Here is a 21,872-nt window from a genome sequence, read left to right as displayed (position 1 = left end):
CTATACTAGAAGACAAATGCTTCCCTGCAAGCAATACTCTTCGAAAATCTCTTCAAACCGCGTCAGCTTCGCCTTGTAGTAGGTATATGAGTCTTATTTACAACCTCAAAGCAGTGCTTTGAGCAGTCTGTGGCTAGCTTCCTAGTTTGCTCTTTGATTTTTATTGAGTATAAAATTTGAGTAAGTGATGAGAAAATATATGAAAAATTATCAAGAATGGTATGGCCATATGGCTTCTAACATTAAAAATAAGCCCTTTCTTCTGAGCTTGTTAAGATCTTTCAATCGGTTTATGACAGTAGTTATGCCTATAGTTTATCTAACCTTATTAGCCACTACCTACTTCCAAGAGGGACTTGAGAAACAGGTCGGAATCTATTTGTTTATTCCAGCGTCAGGTTTTGTGATTTTGTCCTTTCTTCGTAAGAAAATCAATGCCCCTAGGCCTTATGAGGAATGGGATATTAAACCCTTGCTTGACAGAGATAGTCCTGGTCAGTCTATGCCCAGTCGTCATGTCTTTTCAGCAACCATTATCTCCATGGCTTGCTTACATACTAGTCTAACTATGGGGATGATTTGTTTGATATTATCAGCCTTCCTGGGGCTAGTGAGAGTCTTGGGTGGAGTGCATTTTCCCAAGGATGTAGTAGTTGGTTATATTTGTGGTCTTGTGTGGGGTGTGCTTTTCTTTCTATTTTGACCTGTAAGTTAATACTCAATGAAAATCAAAGAGCAAACTAGGAAGCTAGCCGCAAGCTGTACTTGAGTACGGTAAGGCGACGCTGACGTGGTTTGAATTTGATTTTCGAAGAGTATAAGGCGGTCCTAGAACCACTTACGTGCCTAAAGTAACCACTTGCTTTTTTGCTCTTGTTTTCTTATTTTAGCTTTGATATAGTAGAGTCAGAAAGGAGATGGAATGAAGTTACGAATCGAAATTGACAGCAATTTAGAGGAAACTGAAATTGTCATCAAGGCAGCGGCTTTGACAGATGAGATTGCGGATTTACAGCGGCTCTTGCAAGAATCCAAGTCTCCTCGGTTGATTTTTTACAAGGGAACAGGTGAATATTATCTGGACTTATCGGAAATTCTCTTCTTTGAGACGGAAGGTAGCAAGATTTATGCTCATACCCAGAAAGATGCCTACGAGGTTCGGCTTAAACTCTATGAGTTGGAGTCTATCCTGCCCCGTTATTTCAGTCGGGTATCCAAGTCAACTATCGCAAATATCCGTCAGGTTTACTCGGTTGACAAGTCCTTTTCAGGAACGGGCACCATTTCCTTTTATCAGACCCACAAGGAGGTTCATGTCTCACGACATTACCAATCCCTCCTAAAAGAAAATCTAAGAAACATGAGGTAAGAACATGAAAAAGAAAGTATTTGGTATTGTGTTGTTAGTATTGGCAGCATGGATTTTATTACAGGGACATTATGGTGTCCCATCCTTGGAGACTAAGTATTCTCCCTTCATCTTTATCGCTTTTCTTTTTTATAAGGCAATAGAATCTTCCCTTAGGCATCATTGGACAAGTGCCACTTTTTTAGCATTAACAGCATTAAATATAGTGAATCTTTTTTATGATTGGATTCAGCTATCTCCTATTTCGCTTATTTTAGCTAGTATTTTAATCGTAATGGGTGTCAGCGTACTCACTCATTCTAACAGAACTTGGAATGGGAAAAAATGGTGGTATGATGGGGAAAAAAACATTCTTATAGATAAGGAAGTTGCTTTTGGAACAGGGACTTTCTACAAGCAAGACCAAGAATTGGTAGAGGATCAAGTAGAAGTTGGTTTTGGGAATGCCAAGATTTATTATGACAATGCAGAGATGTTGGGAGATAGCGCAACCTTGAAGATAGAAGTCGGTTTTGGCAATGCAGTTATCTTTGTTCCCCAACATTGGAGAGTTGATTTAAAAGTAGAAACTTTCTGTGGCGTAGCCAAGGCAGATACTCCTCTAGCTCCAACCAGTAAAACTTTGATTATCCGTGGAGATGTGGCTTTTGGGAAATTGGGAATTGTCTACGTTAAATAAAAAAATCTTCCAATTCCCTTGCAAAAATGAAGAAAGTGTGATAACATAGTACGGTATGTGGTGCTAGCACATCCGCTATATTAGATCTAATAGGAGGAAAACACAATGGCTAAAGTATGTTACTTTACAGGTCGTAAGACTGTATCAGGAAACAACCGTTCACACGCGATGAACCAAACAAAACGTGCCGTAAAACCAAACCTTCAAAAAGTTACTGTTCTTATCGATGGTAAACCTAAAAAAGTTTGGGCTTCAGCTCGTGCTTTGAAATCAGGTAAAGTTGAACGCGTTTAATAATAAAAGTAAGGAGACCTTAGGGTCTTTTTTCTTTTACTGTAGATATAAAATCATTTGAAAAATAGAGTAAATATCCGCTGATACAGTATTCTGCTTTTACACTTGGGCTGAAATATGATAAAATAGAGTATCAACTAGTTGAGGTAAAAAGGATGACTGTAAAAATTAATACAAAAGATGGTCAAATCGAACTAACAGATGAAGTGATTGCAACCGTCGTAGGTGGAGCAGCAACTGAGATTTTTGGTGTGGTCGGTATGGCTAGTAAAAATGCCCTCAAAGATAATTTCCAAGCCCTTCTAGGTAAGGAAAATTATTCCAAAGGTGTCGTCGTAAAAGCGGCCGAAGATGGCAGTATTGCAGTTGATGTATATACCGTGTTGAGCTACGGAACAAAGATTAGCGAAGTGTCAAAAAACATTCAAGAGCGTGTTCGTTTTAGTTTGGAAAACCAACTTGGAATTACTGCTCAGACTGTAAATGTCTACATTCAAAATATCAAAGTTGTAGGAGAATAACCGTGTCAAAAATTACTACTAGCTTATTTCAAGAAATGGTGCAGGCTGCATCAACTCGTTTGAATAAGCAAGCTGAATATGTCAATTCATTAAACGTCTTTCCAGTTCCAGATGGAGATACTGGAACAAATATGGGAATGACCATTGAAAATGGAGCCAAAGAAGTTGCAGACAAACCAGCTTCTACAGTTGGAGAGGTAGCGAGCATTCTTGCTAAAGGTCTTTTGATGGGAGCGCGTGGGAACTCAGGAGTTATTACGTCTCAGCTTTTCCGTGGATTTTCACAAGCCATCAAGGATAAAGACGAGTTAACAGGTCAAGACTTGGCCCTTGCCTTCCAATCAGGTGTAGAAGTTGCCTATAAGGCAGTGATGAAACCAGTTGAAGGAACGATTTTGACAGTTTCTCGTGGGGCTGCTATCGGTGCTAAGAAAAAAGCTGAGCAAACAGATGACGCTGTTGAAGTCATGCGCGCAGCCTTGGAAGGTGCTAAAACAGCTCTAGCTAAAACACCAGACATGCTTCCAGTATTGAAGGAAGTTGGCGTTGTGGACTCAGGTGGCCAAGGATTGGTCTTTATCTACGAAGGTTTCCTTTCAGCCCTTACTGGCGAATATATTGCATCTGAGGACTTTGTAGCGACTCCTGCCAACATGAGTGAAATGATCAATGCAGAGCACCACAAGTCTGTGGCTGGTCATGTGGCGACTGAGGACATTACCTTTGGTTACTGTACCGAAATCATGGTAGCTCTTAAGCAAGGTCCCACCTATGCTAAAGATTTTGACTACGACGAGTTCCGTAACTACTTGAATGAACTTGGGGATTCTCTCCTTGTTGTCAATGATGATGAAATTGTCAAAGTCCATGTCCATACAGAAGATCCAGGACTTGTTATGCAAGAAGGTCTTAAATACGGTAGCTTGGTCAAGGTAAAAGTTGACAATATGCGTAACCAACACGAAGCACAGGTTGAAAAAGAAGCTGCCCAAGTTAGCAAGCCTGCTGAAGAAAAAGAGTATGCTTTGATTGCTGTGGTGGCTGGTAAAGGTCTAGCAGATATCTTCCGTTCTCAAGGTGTGGATTATGTTATCGAAGGCGGTCAAACCATGAACCCTTCAACAGAAGACTTTATCAAGGCTGTTGAACAGGTCAATGCTCGTAACATCATCTTCCTGCCAAACAACAAAAACATCTTCATGGCAGCTCAATCTGCAGCAGAAGTTTTGGAGCAACCAGCAGTAGTGGTAGAAGCTCGTACTCTTCCTCAAGGTTTGACAAGTCTTCTTGCCTTTGATCCAAGCAAGTCCATCGAAGAAAACCAAGAGCGTATGACTGCTGCTCTTAGCGATGTCGTTAGCGGAAGCGTCACAACAGCTGTGCGTGATACAACAATCGATGGTTTAGAAATCCATGAAAATGATAATCTTGGTATGGTTGATGGGAAAATTCTCGTGTCAAACCCTGACATGCACCAAACCTTGACAGAAACCTTGAAACATATGTTGGATGAAGATAGTGAAATCGTAACCTTCTACGTCGGTGAAGACGGAAGCGAAGAACTTGCCAATGAAATTGCTCAAGAAATCGCAGAAGAATTCGAAGACGTTGAAGTCGAGATTCACCAAGGTCAACAACCTGTTTACCCATACCTATTTAGTGTAGAATAAGATTAATGAAGGACTGAGAAATCAGTTCTTTTTTATTGTTTAGTAAATGAAATCGATATCTTTTTAATAAAAACAAAAATAACATTCATAAATAAACGTTAAAATAGAAAATTCAGAAAATTTCTTCTTTTGTCTTGAAAAATTTTGAAAAAGTGGTATGATAGTAACAAGTTATTTTTAAGAGAAGAGAAAGGGGAACAATGGAGAAAATCAGTTTAGAATCTCCTAAGACGGGGTCGGACCTAGTTTTGGAAACACTTCGTGATTTAGGAATTGATACCATCTTTGGTTATCCTGGTGGTGCAGTCTTGCCTTTTTATGATGCGATATATAATTTTAAAGGCATTCGCCACATTCTAGGACGCCATGAGCAAGGTTGTCTGCATGAAGCTGAAGGTTATGCCAAATCAACTGGAAAGTTGGGTGTTGCCGTCGTCACTAGCGGACCAGGAGCAACAAATGCCATTACAGGGATTGCGGATGCCATGAGCGACAGTGTTCCCCTTTTGGTCTTTACAGGTCAGGTGGCGCGAGCAGGGATTGGGAAAGATGCCTTTCAGGAGGCAGACATTGTTGGAATTACCATGCCAATCACTAAGTACAATTACCAAGTTCGTGAGACAGCTGATATTCCTCGTATCATTACGGAAGCTGTTCATATCGCAACTACAGGTCGACCAGGGCCAGTTGTCATTGACCTACCTAAAGACGTATCTGCTTTAGAAACGGACTTCATCTATTCACCAGAAGTGAACCTACCAAGCTATCAGCCAACTCTTGAGCCAAATGATATGCAAATCAAGAAAATCTTGAAGCAATTATCCAAGGCTAAAAAACCAGTCTTGTTAGCTGGTGGTGGGATTAGTTATGCTGAAGCTGCTGCAGAATTAAATGAATTTGCAGAACGCTATCAAATTCCAGTAGTAACCAGTCTTTTGGGACAAGGAACTATTGCAACGAGTCATCCACTCTTCCTTGGAATGGGAGGCATGCACGGGTCATTCGCAGCTAATATTGCCATGACAGAAGCGGACTTTATGATTAGTATTGGTTGCCGTTTTGATGACCGTTTGACGGGGAATCCTAAGACCTTCGCTAAGAATGCTAAGGTTGCCCACATTGATATTGACCCAGCCGAGATTGGCAAGATTATCAGTGCAGATATTCCTGTAGTTGGAGATGCTAAGAAAGCTTTGCAAATGTTGCTGGCTGAGCCGACAGTTCATAACAATACTGAGAAATGGATTGAAAAAGTCACTAAAGATAAGAACCGTGTTCGTTCTTATGATAAGAAAGAACGTGTGGTTCAGCCGCAAGCTGTTATTGAACGAATTGGTGAATTGACGAATGGAGATGCCATTGTGGTAACAGACGTTGGTCAACACCAAATGTGGACAGCTCAGTATTATCCCTACCAAAACGAACGTCAGTTAGTGACTTCAGGTGGTTTAGGAACCATGGGATTTGGAATCCCAGCAGCAATCGGAGCTAAAATTGCTAACCCAGATAAGGAAGTAGTCTTGTTTGTTGGGGATGGCGGTTTCCAAATGACCAACCAGGAATTGGCTATTTTGAACATTTACAAGGTGCCAATCAAGGTGGTTATGCTGAACAACCACTCGCTTGGAATGGTTCGCCAATGGCAGGAATCCTTCTATGAAGGTAGAACATCTGAGTCGGTCTTTGATACTCTTCCTGATTTCCAATTGATGGCACAAGCTTATGGCATTAAAAACTATAAGTTTGACAATCCTGAGACCTTGGCTCAAGACCTTGAAGTCATCACTGAGGATGTTCCTATGCTAATAGAGGTAGATATTTCTCGTAAGGAACAGGTGTTACCAATGGTACCAGCTGGTAAGAGTAATCATGAGATGTTGGGGGTGAAGTTCCATGCGTAGAATGTTAACAGCAAAACTACAAAATCGTTCAGGAGTCCTCAATCGCTTTACAGGTGTCCTATCTCGTCGTCAGGTTAATATCGAAAGCATTTCTGTTGGAGCAACAGAAGATCCGAATGTATCGCGTATCACCATTATTATTGATGTTGCTTCACATGATGAAGTGGAGCAAATCATCAAGCAACTCAATCGTCAGATTGATGTGATTCGCATTCGAGATATTACAGACAAGCCTCATTTGGAGCGCGAGGTGATTTTGGTTAAGATGTCGGCGCCAGCTGAGAAGCGCGCTGAGATTCTAGCGATTATTCAACCTTTCCGCGCAACGGTGGTAGACGTAGCGCCAAGCTCGATTACCATTCAGATGACAGGAAATGCTGAAAAGAGTGAAGCTCTATTGCGAGTCATTCGACCATACGGTATTCGCAATATCGCTCGAACGGGTGCAACTGGATTTACCCGCGATTAATACTCTTCGAAAATCTCTTCAAACCACGTCAGCTTCGCCTTGCCGTACTCAAGTACAGCCTGTGGCTAGCTTCCTAGTTTGCTCTTTGATTTTCATTGAGTATAAAAATCCAACTTAAAATTGTTAAACCAGCCTAAAAGGCAATAAATAATAGAAAAGAGAGAAAAAACTATGGCAGTTCAAATGGAATATGAAAAAGATGTTAAAGTAGCAGCACTTGACGGTAAAAAAATCGCCGTTATTGGTTATGGTTCACAAGGACATGCGCATGCTCAAAACTTGCGTGATTCAGGTCGTGACGTTATTATCGGTGTACGTCCAGGTAAATCTTTTGATAAAGCAAAAGAAGATGGATTTGACACTTACACAGTAGCAGAAGCTACTAAATTGGCTGACGTTATCATGATTTTGGCACCAGACGAAATCCAACAAGAATTGTACGAAGCAGAAATCGCTCCAAACTTGGAAGCTGGAAACGCAGTTGGATTTGCCCATGGTTTTAACATTCACTTTGAATTTATCAAAGTTCCTGCAGATGTAGATGTCTTCATGTGCGCTCCTAAAGGACCAGGACACTTGGTACGTCGTACTTATGAAGAAGGATTTGGTGTTCCAGCTCTTTACGCAGTATACCAAGATGCAACAGGAAATGCTAAAAACATTGCTATGGACTGGTGTAAAGGTGTTGGAGCAGCTCGTGTAGGTCTTCTTGAAACAACATATAAAGAAGAAACTGAAGAAGATTTGTTTGGTGAACAAGCTGTACTTTGTGGTGGTTTGACTGCCCTTATCGAAGCAGGTTTCGAAGTCTTGACAGAAGCAGGTTACGCTCCAGAATTGGCTTACTTTGAAGTTCTTCACGAAATGAAATTGATCGTTGATTTGATCTACGAAGGTGGATTCAAGAAAATGCGTCAATCTATTTCAAACACTGCTGAATACGGTGACTATGTATCAGGTCCACGTGTAATCACTGAACAAGTTAAAGAAAATATGAAAGCTGTCTTGGCAGACATCCAAAATGGTAAATTTGCAAATGACTTTGTAAATGACTATAAAGCTGGACGTCCAAAATTGACTGCTTACCGTGAACAAGCAGCTAACCTTGAAATTGAAAAAGTTGGTGCAGAATTGCGTAAAGCAATGCCATTTGTTGGTAAAAATGACGATGATGCATTCAAAATCTATAACTAATTAGAAAGCAAAGAATTTTGCTAAAATAGTAGCTTCAGCTATTCGTGGGATATTAGATATACTTATTTAGGGGTTGAAATCATATGAATATTACCAATTTGTTTTCTATCAAGACAGGATGTGATGAAACTGATAGGCAACTGCAAAAATTATTTTTTCAGTTGGATTTACAATTGGGAGAATTGACAGATCAACTAAGAAAATTAGATTCTAATTTTGTTCCTCGTAGTCAATTTGTAGACACGCTGGATTTAAATGATGTAGAATATAAAGAAATTTTAAACTATTTTATCTTCCATCGTAATGATAGTGAAGAAAGTTTGGCAGAATGGTTATATGATTGGATTTCCACAAATCGTTATGAACTTCCTAAAGAGTTTTCAATTCGTATGGCTCATAAATATCATGAAAGTGTTGCTGAAGTTTTTGGAGATGAATAACTAAAAAAACAGTCATTAGTGACTGTTTTTTATAGAAAAAGAGGTTTTATATGTTAAGTTCAAAAGATATCATCAAGGCTCATAAAGTCTTGAACGGCGTGGTTGTGAATACCCCACTGGATTATGACCATTATTTGTCGGAGAAGTATGGTGCTAAGATTTATTTGAAAAAGGAAAATGCCCAACGTGTTCGTTCTTTTAAAATTCGTGGTGCCTATTATGCCATTTCCCAGCTCAGCAAGGAAGAACGTGAGCGTGGGGTAGTCTGCGCTTCTGCGGGGAATCATGCGCAGGGAGTAGCCTATACCTGTAATGAAATGAAGATTCCTGCTACTATCTTTATGCCCATTACAACTCCGCAACAAAAGATTGGCCAGGTTCGCTTTTTTGGTGGGGACTTCGTAACCATTAAACTAGTTGGAGATACCTTTGATGCTTCTGCTAAGGCAGCTCAAGAATTTACAGTTTCTGAAAATCGTACCTTTATTGATCCCTTTGATGATGCCCATGTTCAAGCAGGTCAAGGGACTGTTGCTTATGAGATTTTAGAAGAAGCTCGAAAAGAATCGATTGATTTTGATGCTGTCTTGGTTCCTGTTGGTGGTGGCGGTCTCATTGCTGGGGTTTCTACCTATATCAAGGAAACAAGTCCAGAAATTGAAGTCATTGGAGTAGAGGCTAATGGAGCGCGTTCCATGAAGGCGGCCTTTGAAGCTGGTGGGCCAGTCAAACTCAAAGAAATTGACAAATTTGCGGATGGGATTGCTGTACAAAAGGTAGGTCAATTGACCTATGAAGCAACTCGTCAACATGTTCAAACCTTAGTAGGTGTCGATGAGGGATTGATTTCTGAAACCTTGATTGACCTTTACTCTAAGCAAGGGATTGTTGCAGAACCTGCTGGAGCGGCTAGTATTGCTTCTTTAGAAGTTTTAGCTGAATATATCAAGGGGAAAACCATTTGTTGTATCATTTCTGGAGGAAATAATGATATCAACCGTATGCCAGAAATGGAAGAACGTGCCTTGATTTATGATGGGATCAAGCATTACTTTGTGGTCAATTTTCCACAGCGTCCAGGTGCTCTGCGTGAGTTTGTAAATGATATCCTGGGGCCAAATGATGATATCACACGTTTTGAGTATATCAAACGAGCTAGCAAGGGAACAGGACCAGTATTAATTGGGATCGCTTTGGCAGATAAGCATGATTATGCAGGATTGATTCGTCGCATGGAAGGTTTTGATCCAGCTTATATTAACTTAAATGGGAATGAAACGCTCTATAATATGCTTGTCTGAGGACTAATAAAAAAATATCATATTATTTGCACAACTGATGTATAGGTGTTATAATAAGGGTGAAGAAAGGGGGCGATTCCTATGGACTTAGGAAATCTATCGTGCTATTTCTACTACAACTCACTATAGCACCTATTATTTTTGATTCTGTTTATATTAAGGCGCCAGAATTACTTACTATATAAGGAAATTTTTTGAAATCCCCAATTGTATATATCCCTAATTTGAACTTTCAATAAATATAATAGGAATCAGAAAAAATAATCAATGTTTGTGAGATGGTTGCTAGGTGAGTCGGCTGAAAAACTCGTGAGATAAACAATAGTGCTAGACATGAAACAGCTAGTGATACTGTTTTTAAATGACTAGCTGGAAAGCGGGTATGTAATCAGAAGGTGCAAGATTGGACAAAGTAAGTAGTACCGGTTGTAAAACGAATAAGATATAGATAAGGACAGGAAAGGAACCAAAGAAGGAGAAAGAAAAACGGAATGGTTTAGAGATAGTGTGGAGTGAAAGACTATCTTTAGTGGACTTGTTGATTTAAAAGGAATATATAGAATGAAATAGTAAATCCTGTCTATCCTATTGAGAAACTGGCATTCAGTATACATGAATATTTTTACAAGTTTAAAGTTTAATAATGCAATTGTTTTTTAGGAGCATACTAATGGGTTATAGTAAGCGAAAACCTATATATTATCGGCTTTAAAAAGGAAGTAAGAAGATTCTAGATCATTTATTTTATTGAATATATGTTTTTTTATTGACAAAAGACATAAAAACGTATAGAATAATATAACGTAAAGAAGAAAATAGGAGAAGAACATGGCTAAGTCAAACTTTGAAAAAGTAGAATCAGTTGTTGGCTGGGTTCGTGATAAGAAAATCACAGGCTACCGTATCTCTAAAGAAACGAATGCGCGTGAAATGTCTATCATTGCTCTAGCGCAGGGTCGTGCAAAAGTAAAAAATATTTCATTTGAAACAGCTCTAGGTTTAATTGATTTCTATGAAAAAAATCATGAAAAATTTGAAGATTAATCTTTGGATAATGGCGGATTCTTGAATAAGGTCTGCCTTTTCATTTTGATACTCAATGAAAATCAAAGAGCAAACTAGGAAGCTAGCCGCAGGCTGCTCAAAACACTGTTTTGAGGTTGCAGATAGAGCTGACGTGGTTTGAAGAGATTTTCGAAGAGTATGAGGACAGCAAAAAGACTGCACGATTGATGCAGCCTTTTCTTTTTATTTGAGATAGCGTTGAAGAAATTCTTTTGTACGATCTTCTTTAGGATTGGTGAAGAGGTCTTCTGGTTTGCCTTCTTCAGCGATTACACCCTTATCCATGAAGATAACACGGTGAGAGACATCACGGGCAAATTCCATTTCATGGGTTACGACAATCATAGTCAAGCCTTCCTGAGCCAGATCTTGCATGATTTTGAGGACCTCTCCAACCATTTCTGGATCGAGAGCTGATGTTGGTTCATCAAAGAGAATGGCGTCAGGATTCATTGAAAGGGCACGAGCGATGGCCACGCGTTGTTTTTGACCTCCTGAGAGTTGTTTTGGTTTCGCTTGCCAGTAGCGTTCTCCCATGCCGACCTTTTCCAAGTTTTCTTTGGCGATCTTTTCAGCTTCTGTACGTTCGCGTTTAAGGACAGTCGTCTGAGCGACAATTGTGTTTTCAAGTACGTTAAGATTTTCAAAGAGGTTAAAGGATTGGAACACCATCCCCAACTTTTCACGGTATTGCGTGAGGTCATAGCCTTTTTCGAGGACGTTTTGTCCATGATAAAGAATTTGTCCATCAGTTGGCGTTTCAAGTAGGTTAATGGAGCGTAGGAAGGTAGATTTCCCGCTTCCAGAGCTTCCGATGATAGAGATGACCTCTCCCTTGTGGACAGTGAGAGAAATGTCTTTTAGCACTTCGTTTTGTCCATAGGATTTTTTGAGGTGTTTAATTTCAAGGATTGCTTGGGTCATTATTTCAAATCCTCCGTTTGCATTTGGTTAGCACCTGTAGTATAGGTATCCATGTCCATGCGGCGTTCGATGAAGCGTAGGATACGTGTTACGGTGAAGGTGAGGACAAAGTAAATCACGGCGATGATTGTAAATGTCTGGAAGTATTGATAGGTTTGCGTTGCCACTGTATTTCCTGAGAAATAAAGTTCGACAACAGAGATAACGTTCAATACAGATGTATCTTTGATATTGATGACAAATTCATTACCAGTTGCTGGTAGGATGTTACGGACTACCTGAGGTAGGACAATCTTACGCATGGTTTGGTTATGAGTCATACCAAGAGCAGTCGCAGCTTCAAATTGTCCCTTATCAACTGCTAGGATACCACCACGGACGATTTCAGTCATGTAGGCACCGGTATTGATTGAAACGATGAAGATAGCAGCCAGTGTACGGTCAAGGTTGATCCCGAAAGCTTGGGCAGTTCCATAGTAGATAACCATTGATTGAACAATCATTGGCGTACCACGGAAAATTTCAATGTAGACGTTGAGAATCCAGCCGACTAGTTTTTGTAGGCCGTAGATAGCTTTATTTTCAGAGAGGGGAGCAGTACGGAAAACACCAATGGCAAGACCGATAATGAGACCTATGATGGTTCCGACGATAGAGATTAAAAGAGTGATACCAGCACCACGCAAGAGTTGTTGCCAGTTTTCAGAAAGAATTTTAGCGACTTGGCTAAAGAAATTACTGCTAGTCTCTTCAGTTGTTGTAGCTTCGGCAGGTTGTTCCTTGATCATACGATCCATCAAGGCAACTTGGTCATCTTTTGAAATAGTTTCAATGCTGGCATTGATTTGGCTAATACGATTGTCATCTTTACGAAGTCCGATGGCGATAGCTGTATCTTCTTCCCCAGTCTTGAAACCTGGTTCTACTTGGACCATCTTAAACTTAGAGTTAGCAGCTTCAGCAGTCAGAGCTTCTGGGCGTTCAGAAACATAAGCATCGATGACACCAGCCTCAAGAGCTTGGCGCATTTGAGCGAAGTCTCCCATGGCAGTTTCTTTTTTAGCACCCGGGATTTGTGCAATCAAGTCGTAAAGGTAGACACCTTGTTGAGAAGTGACTTTCGCACCTTTAAAGTCATCCAAAGATTTAGCACTTGCATAGGCAGAATCTTTTTTGACTAGTAGGACTGGTTCGCTAGTGTAGTAACTGCTTGAAAAGGCAATTTCTTGTTTACGCTCGGCAGTAGGACTCATACCTGCGATAATCATGTCAATCTTACCAGAAGTAAGGGCAGGAACTAGACCTTCCCACTTTGTTTTAACAACCAAAGGTTCTTTACCTAAGTCCTTAGCGATTTTCTTGGCGATTTGAACATCGTATCCGTTAGCATACTGGTTAGTCCCATCGATTTTGACAGCCCCATTGCTATCATCATCCTGAGTCCAGTTAAAGGGAGCATATGCTGCTTCCATCCCGATGCGTAAATATTCATCAGCTTGAGCAACATTGACAAGTCCCAGCATCAGCAAGAGACTTGTGAAAATAGATAAGTATATTTTTCTCATGATTTCTCCTATTTCTAATCTATTAAAAAATAACTGTCTCCTATTTTATCGAAAAAAACTCTATTTTTCAATACAGGTAAGCCCTTACTTGAGAAAAAATGATATAATGATAGCAAAGATAAAAAGGGGGCTTAGTTGATGAAAAAAACTTTTTTATTACTGGTGTTAGGCTTGTTTTGCTTTCTGCCACTCTCTGTTTTTGCCATTGATTTCAAGATAAACTCTTACCAAGGGGATTTGTATATTCATGCAGACAATACGGCAGAATTTAGACAAAGGATAGTTTATCAGTTTGAGGAGGACTTTAAGGGCCAAATCGTGGGACTTGGACGTGCTGGCAAGATGCCTAGTGGATTTGACATTGATCCTCATCCAAAGGTTCAGGCTGCGAAAAACGGTGCTGAACTAGCAGACGTTACTAGCGAAGTGATAGAAGGAGCAGATGGTTATACTGTTAAAGTTTATAATCCAGGTCAAGAAGGCGACACAGTTGAAGTTGACCTTGTCTGGAACTTAAAGAATTTGCTTTTTCTATATGATGACATTGCTGAATTAAATTGGCAACCTTTAACAGATAGTTCAGGGGCTATTGGCAAGTTTGAATTTCATGTAAGGGGAGATAAGGGGGCTGAAAAACTCTACTTCCATACAGGGAAACTCTTTAGAGAGGGGACGATTGAAAAGAGTAACCTTGATTATACTATCCGTTTAGACAATCTTCCGCCTAAGCGTGGAGTTGAATTGCATGCCTACTGGCCTCGGACCGATTTTGCTAATGCTACGGATCAGGGATTGAAAGGGAATCGTTTAGAAGAGTTTAATAAGATAGAAGACTCGATTGTTAAAGAAAAAGAGCAAAGTAAACAACTCCTTACTTGGGTCTTTCCTTCCATACTTTCTATCTCCTTGTTATTGAGTGCCTGCTTCTATTTTATTTATAGAAGAAAGACCACTCCTTCAGTCAAATATGCCAAAAATCATCGTCTCTATGAACCACCAATGGAATTAGAGCCTATGGTTTTATCAGAGGCTGTCTACTCGACCTCCTTGGAGGAAGTGAGTCCCTTGGTCAAGGGAGCTGGAAAATTCACCTTTGACCAACTTATTCAAGCTACCTTGCTAGATGTGATAGACCGTGGGAATGTCGCTATTATTTCAGAAGGAGATGCAGTTGGTTTGAGGCTAGTAAAAGAAGATGGTTTGTCCAGTTTTGAGAAAGACTGTCTAAATCTGGCTTTTTCAGGCAAAAAAGAAGAGATTCTTTCCAATTTGTTTGCGGATTACAAGGTATCTGATAGTCTTTATCGTAGAGCAAAAGCCTCTGATGAAAAACGGATTCAAGCAAGAGGGCTTCAACTCAAATCTTCTTTTGAAGAAGTATTGAAAGAGATGCAAGAAGGGGTGAGAAATCGAGTTTCTTTCTGGGGGCTTCCGGATTATTATCGTCCCTTGAATGGTGGAGAAAAGGCCTTGCAAGTGGGGATGGGACTCTCTACTATCCTACCCCTATTTATCGGATTTGGTTTGTTCTTGTACAGTTTGGATGTTTATGGCTATCTTTTCCTCCCCTTGCCTATACTTGGCTTTCTAGGTTTGGTTTTGGCTGTTTTCTATTATTGGAAGCTTCGATTAGATAATCGTGATGGTGTCCTAAATGAAGCAGGAGCAGAAGTATACTATCTCTGGACCAGTTTTGAAAATATGTTGCGTGAGATTGCACGATTGGATCAGGCTGAATTGGAAAGTATTGTGGTCTGGAATCGCCTCTTGGTCTATGCGACCTTATTTGGCTATGCGGACAAGGTCAGCCATTTGATGAAGGTTCATCATATCCAAGTGGAAAATCCAGATATCAATCTATATGTAGCTTATGGCTGGCACAGTATGTTTTATCATTCAAGCGCGCAAATGAGCCATTATGCTAGTGTCGCAAATACAGCAAGTACCTACTCCGTGTCTTCTGGAAGTGGAAGTTCTGGCGGTGGTTTCTCTGGAGGCGGAGGTGGCGGCAGTATCGGCGCCTTTTAAAGAGAGCTATCACTGGCTGAAAAAATATGCTATAATGGAAGATAGAAAAAAGGAGTAATCTATGTATCTTATTGAAATTTTAAAATCTATCTTCTTCGGGATTGTTGAAGGAATTACGGAATGGTTGCCCATTTCCAGTACAGGTCACTTGATTTTAGCAGAGGAATTTATCCAATACCAAAATCAGAATGAAGCCTTTATGTCTATGTTTAATGTCGTAATTCAACTTGGTGCGATTTTAGCGGTTATGGTGATTTACTTTAACAAGCTCAATCCCTTTAAACCGGGTAAAGACAAGCAGGAAGTTCGTAAGACTTGGAGACTGTGGTTGAAGGTCTTGGTTGCCACTTTACCTTTGCTTGCCGTCTTTAAATTTGATGATTGGTTTGATACCCACTTCCATAATATGGTTTCTGTTGCTCTTATGTTGATTATCTATGGGATTGCCTTTATCTATTTGGAAAAACGAAATAAAGCGCGTGCTATCGAGCCAAGTGTAACAGAATTGGACAAGCTTCCTTATACGACAGCTTTCTATATCGGACTTTTCCAAGTTCTTGCCCTTTTACCAGGAACTAGCCGTTCTGGGGCAACGATTGTCGGTGGTTTGTTAAATGGAACCAGTCGTTCAGTTGTGACAGAATTTACCTTCTATCTTGGAATTCCTGTTATGTTTGGCGCTAGTGCCTTAAAAATTTTCAAATTTGTGAAAGCAGGACAGCTCTTGAGCTTTGGGCAGTTGTTCTTGCTCTTGGTTGCGATGGGAGTCGCTTTCGCAGTCAGCATGATCGCTATTCGTTTCTTGACAAGCTATGTGAAAAAACACGACTTCACCCTTTTTGGTAAATACCGTATCGTGCTTGGTAGTGTCTTGCTACTTTACAGCTTTGTTCGTTTATTTGTATAAGAAAAACCTTGAAGGGGCAGCTCTTCAAGGTTTTATACTCTTCGAAAATCAAATTCAAACCGCGTCAGCTTCGCCTTGCCGTACTCAAGTACAGCCTGCGCCTAGCTTCCTAGTTTGCTCTTTGATTTTCATTGAGTATTAAAATCCAGTCATGGTAATCCCTAGCAGGCGGACACCTCTTTCTTTCTCGCTTAATTCTTCATAGAGTTGCAGGGCTATTTGGCTTATCTGGCTAGCATCCTGTGTTTTTTGAGCAAGACTTTTTCGTTTAGTAAGAGTTGAAAAGTCCTCGTAGCGGATTTTCAAAATGACAATTTTTCCAGTTTTCTCTTGTTGATTGAGATTGAGAGCGACTCGTTCTGATAGGAGAGTCAGCTCTTTTTTGATGTCCTCCTCGGCACGGAGAATCTTTCCATAGGTTTTCTCCTTCCCAATTGATTTACGGATGCGATTGGATTTGACGGGGGAATTGTGAATACCACGAGCCTTTCGATACAGGTCATAGCCCAGTCTGCCAAAACGGTCTATTAGGGTCACTTCAGGAACTTCAAGTAGATCAGCGCCAGTAAAAATCCCCATTTGATGAAGACGTTCTACTGTCTTTTTTCCTACTCCATGAAACTTGGAAATATCCATTTGTTTGAGAAAATCCTCAGCTTGGTCAGGTAGAATCACTGTCAGACCATGTGGCTTTTGATAATCGCTGGCCATTTTAGCTAAGAATTTGTTGTAAGAAACGCCAGCAGAAGCAGTTAGATGGAGTTCTTGCCAGATATCCTCTTGAATGAGGCGAGCGATTTTGACCGCTGACTTGATACCGAGTTTATTTTCTGTTACATCCAAATAGGCTTCGTCAATGCTCATAGGTTCTATTAAATCTGTATATCGCTTAAAGATAGTTCGAATCTGGAGGCCAACAGATTTATATTTTTCATAATTCCCTGAGATAAAGACGGCCTGGGGACAACGCTCATAGGCTTCCTTAGAGCTCATGGCTGAATGGACACCAAAAGCTCGTGCCTCATAGCTACAGGTAGAAACGACTCCCCGCCCACCTGTTTGCCGAGGGTCGCTGCCGATAATGACAGGTTTTCCTCTGAGTTTAGGATTATCCCTGATTTCCACTGCAGCAAAAAAGGCATCCATGTCAATATGGATGATTTTTCTTGACAAATCATTTAATAAAGGAAAAATCAACATGTCTGGTCCCCTTTTTACTGCTTATTTTCTTTTATTATACCCTTTTTTCTGAAAAAAAGAAAAAAGGCTTTAATTTTTTCAAAAATATAATACAGTTTGGGATAAAATATAGACTGTTTTAGAAAAGAAAGTGTAAAAATAGGGATTTATCACTTGTTGAAATCGGTTACTGTATGGTATACTTGTCTCATGAATGTAACAGATGGATGTTACTAGAAAGAAAAAAGAGGACATTAACATGGTTGTTAAGACAGTTGTTGAAGCACAAGATATTTTTGACAAAGCTTGGGAAGGCTTCAAAGGCGTAGATTGGAAAGAAAAAGCAAGTGTATCACGCTTCGTACAAGCTAACTACACACCTTACGATGGAGACGAAAGCTTCCTTGCAGGACCAACAGAACGTTCACTTCACATCAAAAAAATTGTAGAAGAAACTAAGGCTCACTACGAAGAAACTCGTTTCCCAATGGACACTCGCCCAACATCTATCGCTGATATCCCAGCAGGATTTATCGATAAAGAAAACGAAGTTATCTTCGGTATTCAAAATGATGAACTCTTCAAATTGAACTTCATGCCAAAAGGTGGTATCCGTATGGCTGAAACTACTTTGAAAGAAAATGGATACGAACCAGACCCAGCTGTTCACGAAATCTTCACTAAATACGTAACAACAGTTAACGACGGTATCTTCCGTGCCTACACTTCAAATATCCGTCGCGCTCGTCACGCACATACTGTAACTGGTCTTCCAGATGCATACTCACGCGGACGTATCATCGGTGTTTACGCACGTCTTGCTCTTTACGGTGCAGACTACTTGATGCAAGAAAAAGTAAACGACTGGAATGCAATCGAAGAAATCGATGAAGAAACAATCCGTCTTCGTGAAGAAATCAACCTTCAATACCAAGCATTGCAACAAGTTGTTCGCTTGGGTGACCTTTACGGAGTTGATGTTCGCAAACCAGCGATGAACGTTAAAGAAGCGATCCAATGGGTTAACATCGCCTTCATGTCTGTCTGCCGTGTTATCAACGGTGCTGCTACATCTCTAGGACGTGTACCAATCGTTTTGGACATCTTTGCAGAACGTGACCTTGCTCGTGGTACATTTACTGAATCAGAAATCCAAGAATTCGTTGATGATTTCGTTATGAAACTTCGTACAGTTAAATTTGCTCGTACAAAAGCTTACGACCAATTGTACTCAGGTGACCCAACTTTCATCACAACTTCTATGGCTGGTATGGGTAACGACGGTCGTCACCGTGTTACTAAGATGGACTACCGTTTCTTGAACACTCTTGACAACATCGGTAACTCACCAGAACCAAACTTGACAGTTCTTTGGACTGACAAATTGCCATACAACTTCCGTCGCTACTGTATGCACATGAGCCACAAACACTCTTCTATCCAATACGAAGGTGTAACAACAATGGCTAAAGACGGATATGGTGAAATGAGCTGTATCTCATGCTGTGTGTCTCCACTTGACCCAGAAAATGAAGAACAACGCCACAACATCCAGTACTTCGGTGCGCGTGTAAACGTATTGAAAGCCCTTCTTACTGGTTTGAACGGTGGTTACGACGATGTTCACAAAGACTACAAAGTATTTGACATCGAACCAATCCGTGACGAAGTTCTTGAATTTGAATCAGTTAAAGCTAACTTTGAAAAATCTCTTGACTGGTTGACTGACACTTACGTAGACGCTTTGAACATCATCCACTACATGACTGATAAGTACAACTACGAAGCTGTTCAAATGGCCTTCTTGCCAACTAAACAACGTGCCAACATGGGATTCGGTATCTGTGGATTTGCCAACACTGTTGATACATTGTCAGCTATCAAATACGCTACAGTTAAACCAATCCGTGATGAAAATGGCTACATCTACGATTACGAAACAATCGGTGAATACCCACGTTGGGGTGAAGATGACCCACGTTCAAATGAATTGGCAGAATGGTTGATCGAAGCTTACACAACTCGTCTACGTAGCCACAAACTTTACAAAGACGCAGAAGCTACTGTATCACTATTGACAATCACATCTAACGTTGCTTACTCTAAACAAACTGGTAACTCACCAGTCCACAAAGGTGTATACCTCAACGAAGATGGTTCTGTGAACTTGTCTAAACTTGAATTCTTCTCACCAGGTGCTAACCCATCAAATAAAGCTAAAGGTGGATGGTTGCAAAACTTAAACTCACTTTCTAGCCTTGACTTTAGCTATGCAGCTGATGGTATCTCATTGACTACTCAAGTTTCACCTCGCGCTCTTGGTAAGACTCGTGACGAACAAGTTGATAACTTGGTAACAATCCTTGATGGTTACTTCGAAAACGGTGGACAACACGTTAACTTGAACGTTATGGACTTGAACGATGTTTACGAAAAGATCATGTCAGGTGAAGACGTTATCGTACGTATCTCTGGATACTGTGTAAATACTAAATACCTCACTCCAGAACAAAAAACTGAATTGACACAACGTGTCTTCCACGAAGTTCTTTCAATGGATGATGCCTTGGATGCATTGAGCTAATCAAGTTCTTGAATAATGAAATAAGGAACCCTCGGTCAGTCGACTGAGGGTTGTTTTTTGGGCTCTTCAATTCCTTGAATCAGGCACTAAAATGTCTGACCAGGATTTACAGATACTTGTTGAGTTGCGGGAGGTATTTGATACTCAATGAAAATCAAAGAGCAAACTAGGAAGCTAGTCGCAGATTGCTCAAAGCACTGCTTTGAGGTTGTAGATAAGACTGACGAAGTCAGTTACATATTTCTACGGCAAGGCGAAGCTGACGTGGTTTGAATTTTATTTTCGAAGAGTATGAAAATAAAAACACCACACTTTGTAAGGAACAAGGTGTGGTTGTATTTTATCTCTTAGACCAAGTTCTCTTCATAAAGAGAAGGAGGATTGGGTAAATCTCCAAGCGCCCTGCAATCATTGCAAAGGAGAGGAGAATTTTTGAGATAGGACTAAAGATTGAGAAGCTAGAGGTGGTTCCTAGGATAGGACCGATGTTATTGAAACAGCTAAAGACAGCACTGGTCACTACCAGAAAATCATTGCTATCTAGGCTGACAATAAAGATAAGCGCTAGCAAAATCATAGCATAGATGACAAAGTACTTGAGAATCTTATGCTGGGTATCCTTATCAATCACCGTTTTATTCACATGGAGAGTCAAAACACGGTGGGGAGATAGAATTGACAAAATTTGATTTTTGGCAATTTTTGAAAGGATGAGACCTCGAATAACCTTGAGTCCACCTGCGGTTGATCCAGCAGAGCCACCGATTCCCATGAGGAAGAGGAGGATAAACTGGGAGAAGAGGGGCCAGTTGGTAATATCTCCATATCCAAAACCAGTTGTTGTAATGATGTTGGAAACCTGGAAGAAGGCCATTTCAAAGCTTTTGGAAAATCCTGGGTAGAGGTAGAGAGTATTGAGGCTAATCAAGCCTGTAGAAATTATTACGATGACTAAGTAAGCCCGAAGTTCTTCATCTCCAAAGAAGGCTTTGACGCGACGGAGCATAAGGTAGTAGTAGAGATTGAAATTTACCCCAAAAACCAGAACTCCGATACTGACTAGATAGGTAATCAGTGAGCTACCATAGTGGGCGATTCCATCGTTATAGACTGTAAAACCTCCTGTACCTGCTGTTCCCATGGCAATGACAAAACTATCAAATAGGGGCATGCCAGCCAGATAATAGATGATGACAAAGAGGGAGAAGAGAGCTAGATAAAGGAGATAGAGAATCTGGGCAGTATTTTTGAGTTTGGATACAACCTTACCGAAAACAGGGCCAGGAACCTCAGCCTTCATCACTTCTAGGTGACTATTTTTGGCATTGTCCATAATAGCGAGTGCAAAAACAAGCACTCCCATCCCTCCAATCAAGTGGGTAAAACTTCGCCAGAAGAGGAGGGAACGACTGAGAACCGAAACGTCATTCAGAATAGTTGCTCCAGTAGTTGTAAAGCCAGAACTGATCTCAAAAAAGGCATCTATAACGCTGGGAATTTGTCTAGCAAAGACAAAGGGGAGACCACCAAAGAAGGACCAAAGGATCCAACAGAGGGCAACAATCAAGACTCCCTCCTTGGCATAAATCCGTTGATTTTTGGGCTTTTGTAAAATTCCTGAACCGCCTAGTAATACGAGAATCCCTATTGTTGAAAAGAGGGCCGTAAAGACTTGGCTCGATTCACGGTAATAGACAGCGACAGACACAGGAACCAAAAGAAGAACAGCTTCAATCAAAAGTAACTTTGAAAGGAGGTAACGAATCATACTTTTATTCATCT

General features: G+C 40.5%; 19 protein-coding genes. 15 read left to right on the top strand and 4 right to left on the bottom strand.

The annotated features are described in order from the left end of the window. Window positions 1-199 precede the first annotated feature (199 nt). The 12 genes from N8L33_RS06305 to N8L33_RS06250 all read left to right on the top strand — a co-directional run bounded on the left by N8L33_RS06305 (window position 200) and on the right by N8L33_RS06250 (window position 10,882). Complete coding sequence (locus N8L33_RS06305; RefSeq protein WP_261059272.1) at window positions 200-703, top strand: phosphatase PAP2 family protein; 504 nt, start codon at window positions 200-202, stop codon at window positions 701-703. 219 nt (window positions 704-922) lie between these two features. Further along, a complete protein-coding gene (locus N8L33_RS06300; RefSeq protein WP_000776607.1) occupies window positions 923-1,369 on the top strand; it encodes a LytTR family DNA-binding domain-containing protein in 447 nt (148 codons plus the stop codon). A 4-nt stretch (window positions 1,370-1,373) separates the two neighbouring features. Continuing rightward, a complete protein-coding gene (locus N8L33_RS06295; RefSeq protein ID WP_261059271.1) occupies window positions 1,374-2,048 on the top strand; it encodes a hypothetical protein in 675 nt (224 codons plus the stop codon). 105 nt (window positions 2,049-2,153) lie between these two features. Beyond that, on the top strand, window positions 2,154-2,342 hold the full coding sequence (gene rpmB / locus N8L33_RS06290) for a 50S ribosomal protein L28 (protein WP_001140948.1): 189 nt from the start codon (window positions 2,154-2,156) through the stop codon (window positions 2,340-2,342). A 155-nt stretch (window positions 2,343-2,497) separates the two neighbouring features. Further along, window positions 2,498-2,863, top strand: a complete 366-nt coding sequence (locus N8L33_RS06285) for an Asp23/Gls24 family envelope stress response protein (protein WP_000216437.1) — start codon at window positions 2,498-2,500, stop codon at window positions 2,861-2,863. A gap of 2 nt (window positions 2,864-2,865) precedes the next feature. Beyond that, a complete protein-coding gene (locus N8L33_RS06280; protein ID WP_000036655.1) occupies window positions 2,866-4,533 on the top strand; it encodes a DAK2 domain-containing protein in 1,668 nt (555 codons plus the stop codon). 200 nt (window positions 4,534-4,733) lie between these two features. Further along, on the top strand, window positions 4,734-6,434 hold the full coding sequence (locus tag N8L33_RS06275; RefSeq protein ID WP_000411735.1) for an acetolactate synthase large subunit: 1,701 nt from the start codon (window positions 4,734-4,736) through the stop codon (window positions 6,432-6,434). Continuing rightward, window positions 6,427-6,903, top strand: coding sequence for an acetolactate synthase small subunit (ilvN, locus tag N8L33_RS06270; protein ID WP_001253803.1), 477 nt, complete (start codon window positions 6,427-6,429; stop codon window positions 6,901-6,903). Before N8L33_RS06275 ends, ilvN begins: the two co-directional genes overlap by 8 nt. A 171-nt stretch (window positions 6,904-7,074) precedes the next feature. Next, window positions 7,075-8,097 (top strand): ketol-acid reductoisomerase, encoded by a 1,023-nt coding sequence (gene ilvC, locus N8L33_RS06265; protein ID WP_000290683.1) that lies wholly within the window; start codon window positions 7,075-7,077, stop codon window positions 8,095-8,097. An 83-nt stretch (window positions 8,098-8,180) separates the two neighbouring features. Beyond that, entirely contained in the window at window positions 8,181-8,537 is a 357-nt protein-coding gene (locus N8L33_RS06260) for a hypothetical protein (RefSeq protein WP_001027897.1), read from the top strand. 50 nt (window positions 8,538-8,587) lie between these two features. Continuing rightward, complete coding sequence (gene ilvA, locus N8L33_RS06255; protein ID WP_000952975.1) at window positions 8,588-9,838, top strand: threonine ammonia-lyase IlvA; 1,251 nt, start codon at window positions 8,588-8,590, stop codon at window positions 9,836-9,838. An 828-nt stretch (window positions 9,839-10,666) separates the two neighbouring features. Next, entirely contained in the window at window positions 10,667-10,882 is a 216-nt protein-coding gene (locus tag N8L33_RS06250; protein WP_001130036.1) for a capsule biosynthesis transcriptional regulator, read from the top strand. 204 nt (window positions 10,883-11,086) lie between these two features. Here the strand turns inward: N8L33_RS06250 and N8L33_RS06245 are convergent, their stop codons facing one another. Together N8L33_RS06245 and N8L33_RS06240 are read right to left on the bottom strand one after the other, a co-directional pair. Next, window positions 11,087-11,827, bottom strand: coding sequence for an amino acid ABC transporter ATP-binding protein (locus N8L33_RS06245; RefSeq protein ID WP_000189477.1), 741 nt, complete (start codon window positions 11,825-11,827; stop codon window positions 11,087-11,089). Then, complete coding sequence (locus tag N8L33_RS06240; protein ID WP_261059270.1) at window positions 11,827-13,392, bottom strand: ABC transporter substrate-binding protein/permease; 1,566 nt, start codon at window positions 13,390-13,392, stop codon at window positions 11,827-11,829. Before N8L33_RS06240 ends, N8L33_RS06245 begins: the two co-directional genes overlap by 1 nt. 138 nt (window positions 13,393-13,530) lie before the next feature. Between N8L33_RS06240 and N8L33_RS06235 the strand changes: the two genes are divergently transcribed. Further along, a complete protein-coding gene (locus N8L33_RS06235; RefSeq protein ID WP_261059267.1) occupies window positions 13,531-15,420 on the top strand; it encodes a DUF2207 family protein in 1,890 nt (629 codons plus the stop codon). Window positions 15,421-15,481: 61 nt separating this feature from the next. Continuing rightward, window positions 15,482-16,327 carry an undecaprenyl-diphosphate phosphatase gene (locus N8L33_RS06230; RefSeq protein WP_247942156.1) on the top strand — a complete coding sequence of 282 codons (846 nt, stop codon included), beginning with the start codon at window positions 15,482-15,484 and terminating at the stop codon, window positions 16,325-16,327. A 138-nt stretch (window positions 16,328-16,465) separates the two neighbouring features. On the opposite strand, the gene dinB is transcribed toward N8L33_RS06230, so the two are convergent. Further along, complete coding sequence (gene dinB, locus N8L33_RS06225) at window positions 16,466-17,527, bottom strand: DNA polymerase IV (RefSeq protein WP_261059265.1); 1,062 nt, start codon at window positions 17,525-17,527, stop codon at window positions 16,466-16,468. A 238-nt stretch (window positions 17,528-17,765) separates the two neighbouring features. On the opposite strand from dinB, the gene pflB reads away from it, so the two are divergent. Continuing rightward, a complete protein-coding gene (pflB, locus tag N8L33_RS06220) occupies window positions 17,766-20,090 on the top strand; it encodes a formate C-acetyltransferase (RefSeq protein WP_000260631.1) in 2,325 nt (774 codons plus the stop codon). Window positions 20,091-20,430: 340 nt separating this feature from the next. Here the strand turns inward: pflB and N8L33_RS06215 are convergent, their stop codons facing one another. Further along, the gene (locus tag N8L33_RS06215) at window positions 20,431-21,870 is read right to left on the bottom strand and encodes a TrkH family potassium uptake protein (protein ID WP_261059264.1); all 1,440 of its coding nucleotides are present in this window, start codon (window positions 21,868-21,870) and stop codon (window positions 20,431-20,433) included. Window positions 21,871-21,872: the final 2 nt, after the last annotated feature.

The sequence above is a fragment of the Streptococcus mitis genome (assembly GCF_946188695.1).
GTDB classification, from domain to species: domain Bacteria; phylum Bacillota; class Bacilli; order Lactobacillales; family Streptococcaceae; genus Streptococcus; species Streptococcus mitis_DF.
This window is presented reverse-complemented; position numbering and strand designations above follow the sequence as displayed.

What these genes read in the sequence shown, in the direction of transcription:
- N8L33_RS06305 (WP_261059272.1), top strand. Translation starts at nt 200, where the DNA reads ATGAAAAATTATCAAGAATGGTATGGCCATATGGCTTCTAACATTAAA.
- N8L33_RS06300 (WP_000776607.1), top strand. Translation starts at nt 923, where the DNA reads ATGAAGTTACGAATCGAAATTGACAGCAATTTAGAGGAAACTGAAATT.
- N8L33_RS06295 (WP_261059271.1), top strand. Translation starts at nt 1,374, where the DNA reads ATGAAAAAGAAAGTATTTGGTATTGTGTTGTTAGTATTGGCAGCATGG.
- rpmB (WP_001140948.1), top strand. Translation starts at nt 2,154, where the DNA reads ATGGCTAAAGTATGTTACTTTACAGGTCGTAAGACTGTATCAGGAAAC.
- N8L33_RS06285 (WP_000216437.1), top strand. Translation starts at nt 2,498, where the DNA reads ATGACTGTAAAAATTAATACAAAAGATGGTCAAATCGAACTAACAGAT.
- N8L33_RS06275 (WP_000411735.1), top strand. Translation starts at nt 4,734, where the DNA reads ATGGAGAAAATCAGTTTAGAATCTCCTAAGACGGGGTCGGACCTAGTT.
- ilvN (WP_001253803.1), top strand. Translation starts at nt 6,427, where the DNA reads ATGCGTAGAATGTTAACAGCAAAACTACAAAATCGTTCAGGAGTCCTC.
- ilvC (WP_000290683.1), top strand. Translation starts at nt 7,075, where the DNA reads ATGGCAGTTCAAATGGAATATGAAAAAGATGTTAAAGTAGCAGCACTT.
- N8L33_RS06260 (WP_001027897.1), top strand. Translation starts at nt 8,181, where the DNA reads ATGAATATTACCAATTTGTTTTCTATCAAGACAGGATGTGATGAAACT.
- ilvA (WP_000952975.1), top strand. Translation starts at nt 8,588, where the DNA reads ATGTTAAGTTCAAAAGATATCATCAAGGCTCATAAAGTCTTGAACGGC.
- N8L33_RS06250 (WP_001130036.1), top strand. Translation starts at nt 10,667, where the DNA reads ATGGCTAAGTCAAACTTTGAAAAAGTAGAATCAGTTGTTGGCTGGGTT.
- N8L33_RS06245 (WP_000189477.1), bottom strand. Translation starts at nt 11,827, where the DNA reads ATGACCCAAGCAATCCTTGAAATTAAACACCTCAAAAAATCCTATGGA.
- N8L33_RS06240 (WP_261059270.1), bottom strand. Translation starts at nt 13,392, where the DNA reads ATGAGAAAAATATACTTATCTATTTTCACAAGTCTCTTGCTGATGCTG.
- N8L33_RS06235 (WP_261059267.1), top strand. Translation starts at nt 13,531, where the DNA reads ATGAAAAAAACTTTTTTATTACTGGTGTTAGGCTTGTTTTGCTTTCTG.
- N8L33_RS06230 (WP_247942156.1), top strand. Translation starts at nt 15,482, where the DNA reads ATGTATCTTATTGAAATTTTAAAATCTATCTTCTTCGGGATTGTTGAA.
- dinB (WP_261059265.1), bottom strand. Translation starts at nt 17,527, where the DNA reads ATGTTGATTTTTCCTTTATTAAATGATTTGTCAAGAAAAATCATCCAT.
- pflB (WP_000260631.1), top strand. Translation starts at nt 17,766, where the DNA reads ATGGTTGTTAAGACAGTTGTTGAAGCACAAGATATTTTTGACAAAGCT.
- N8L33_RS06215 (WP_261059264.1), bottom strand. Translation starts at nt 21,870, where the DNA reads ATGAATAAAAGTATGATTCGTTACCTCCTTTCAAAGTTACTTTTGATT.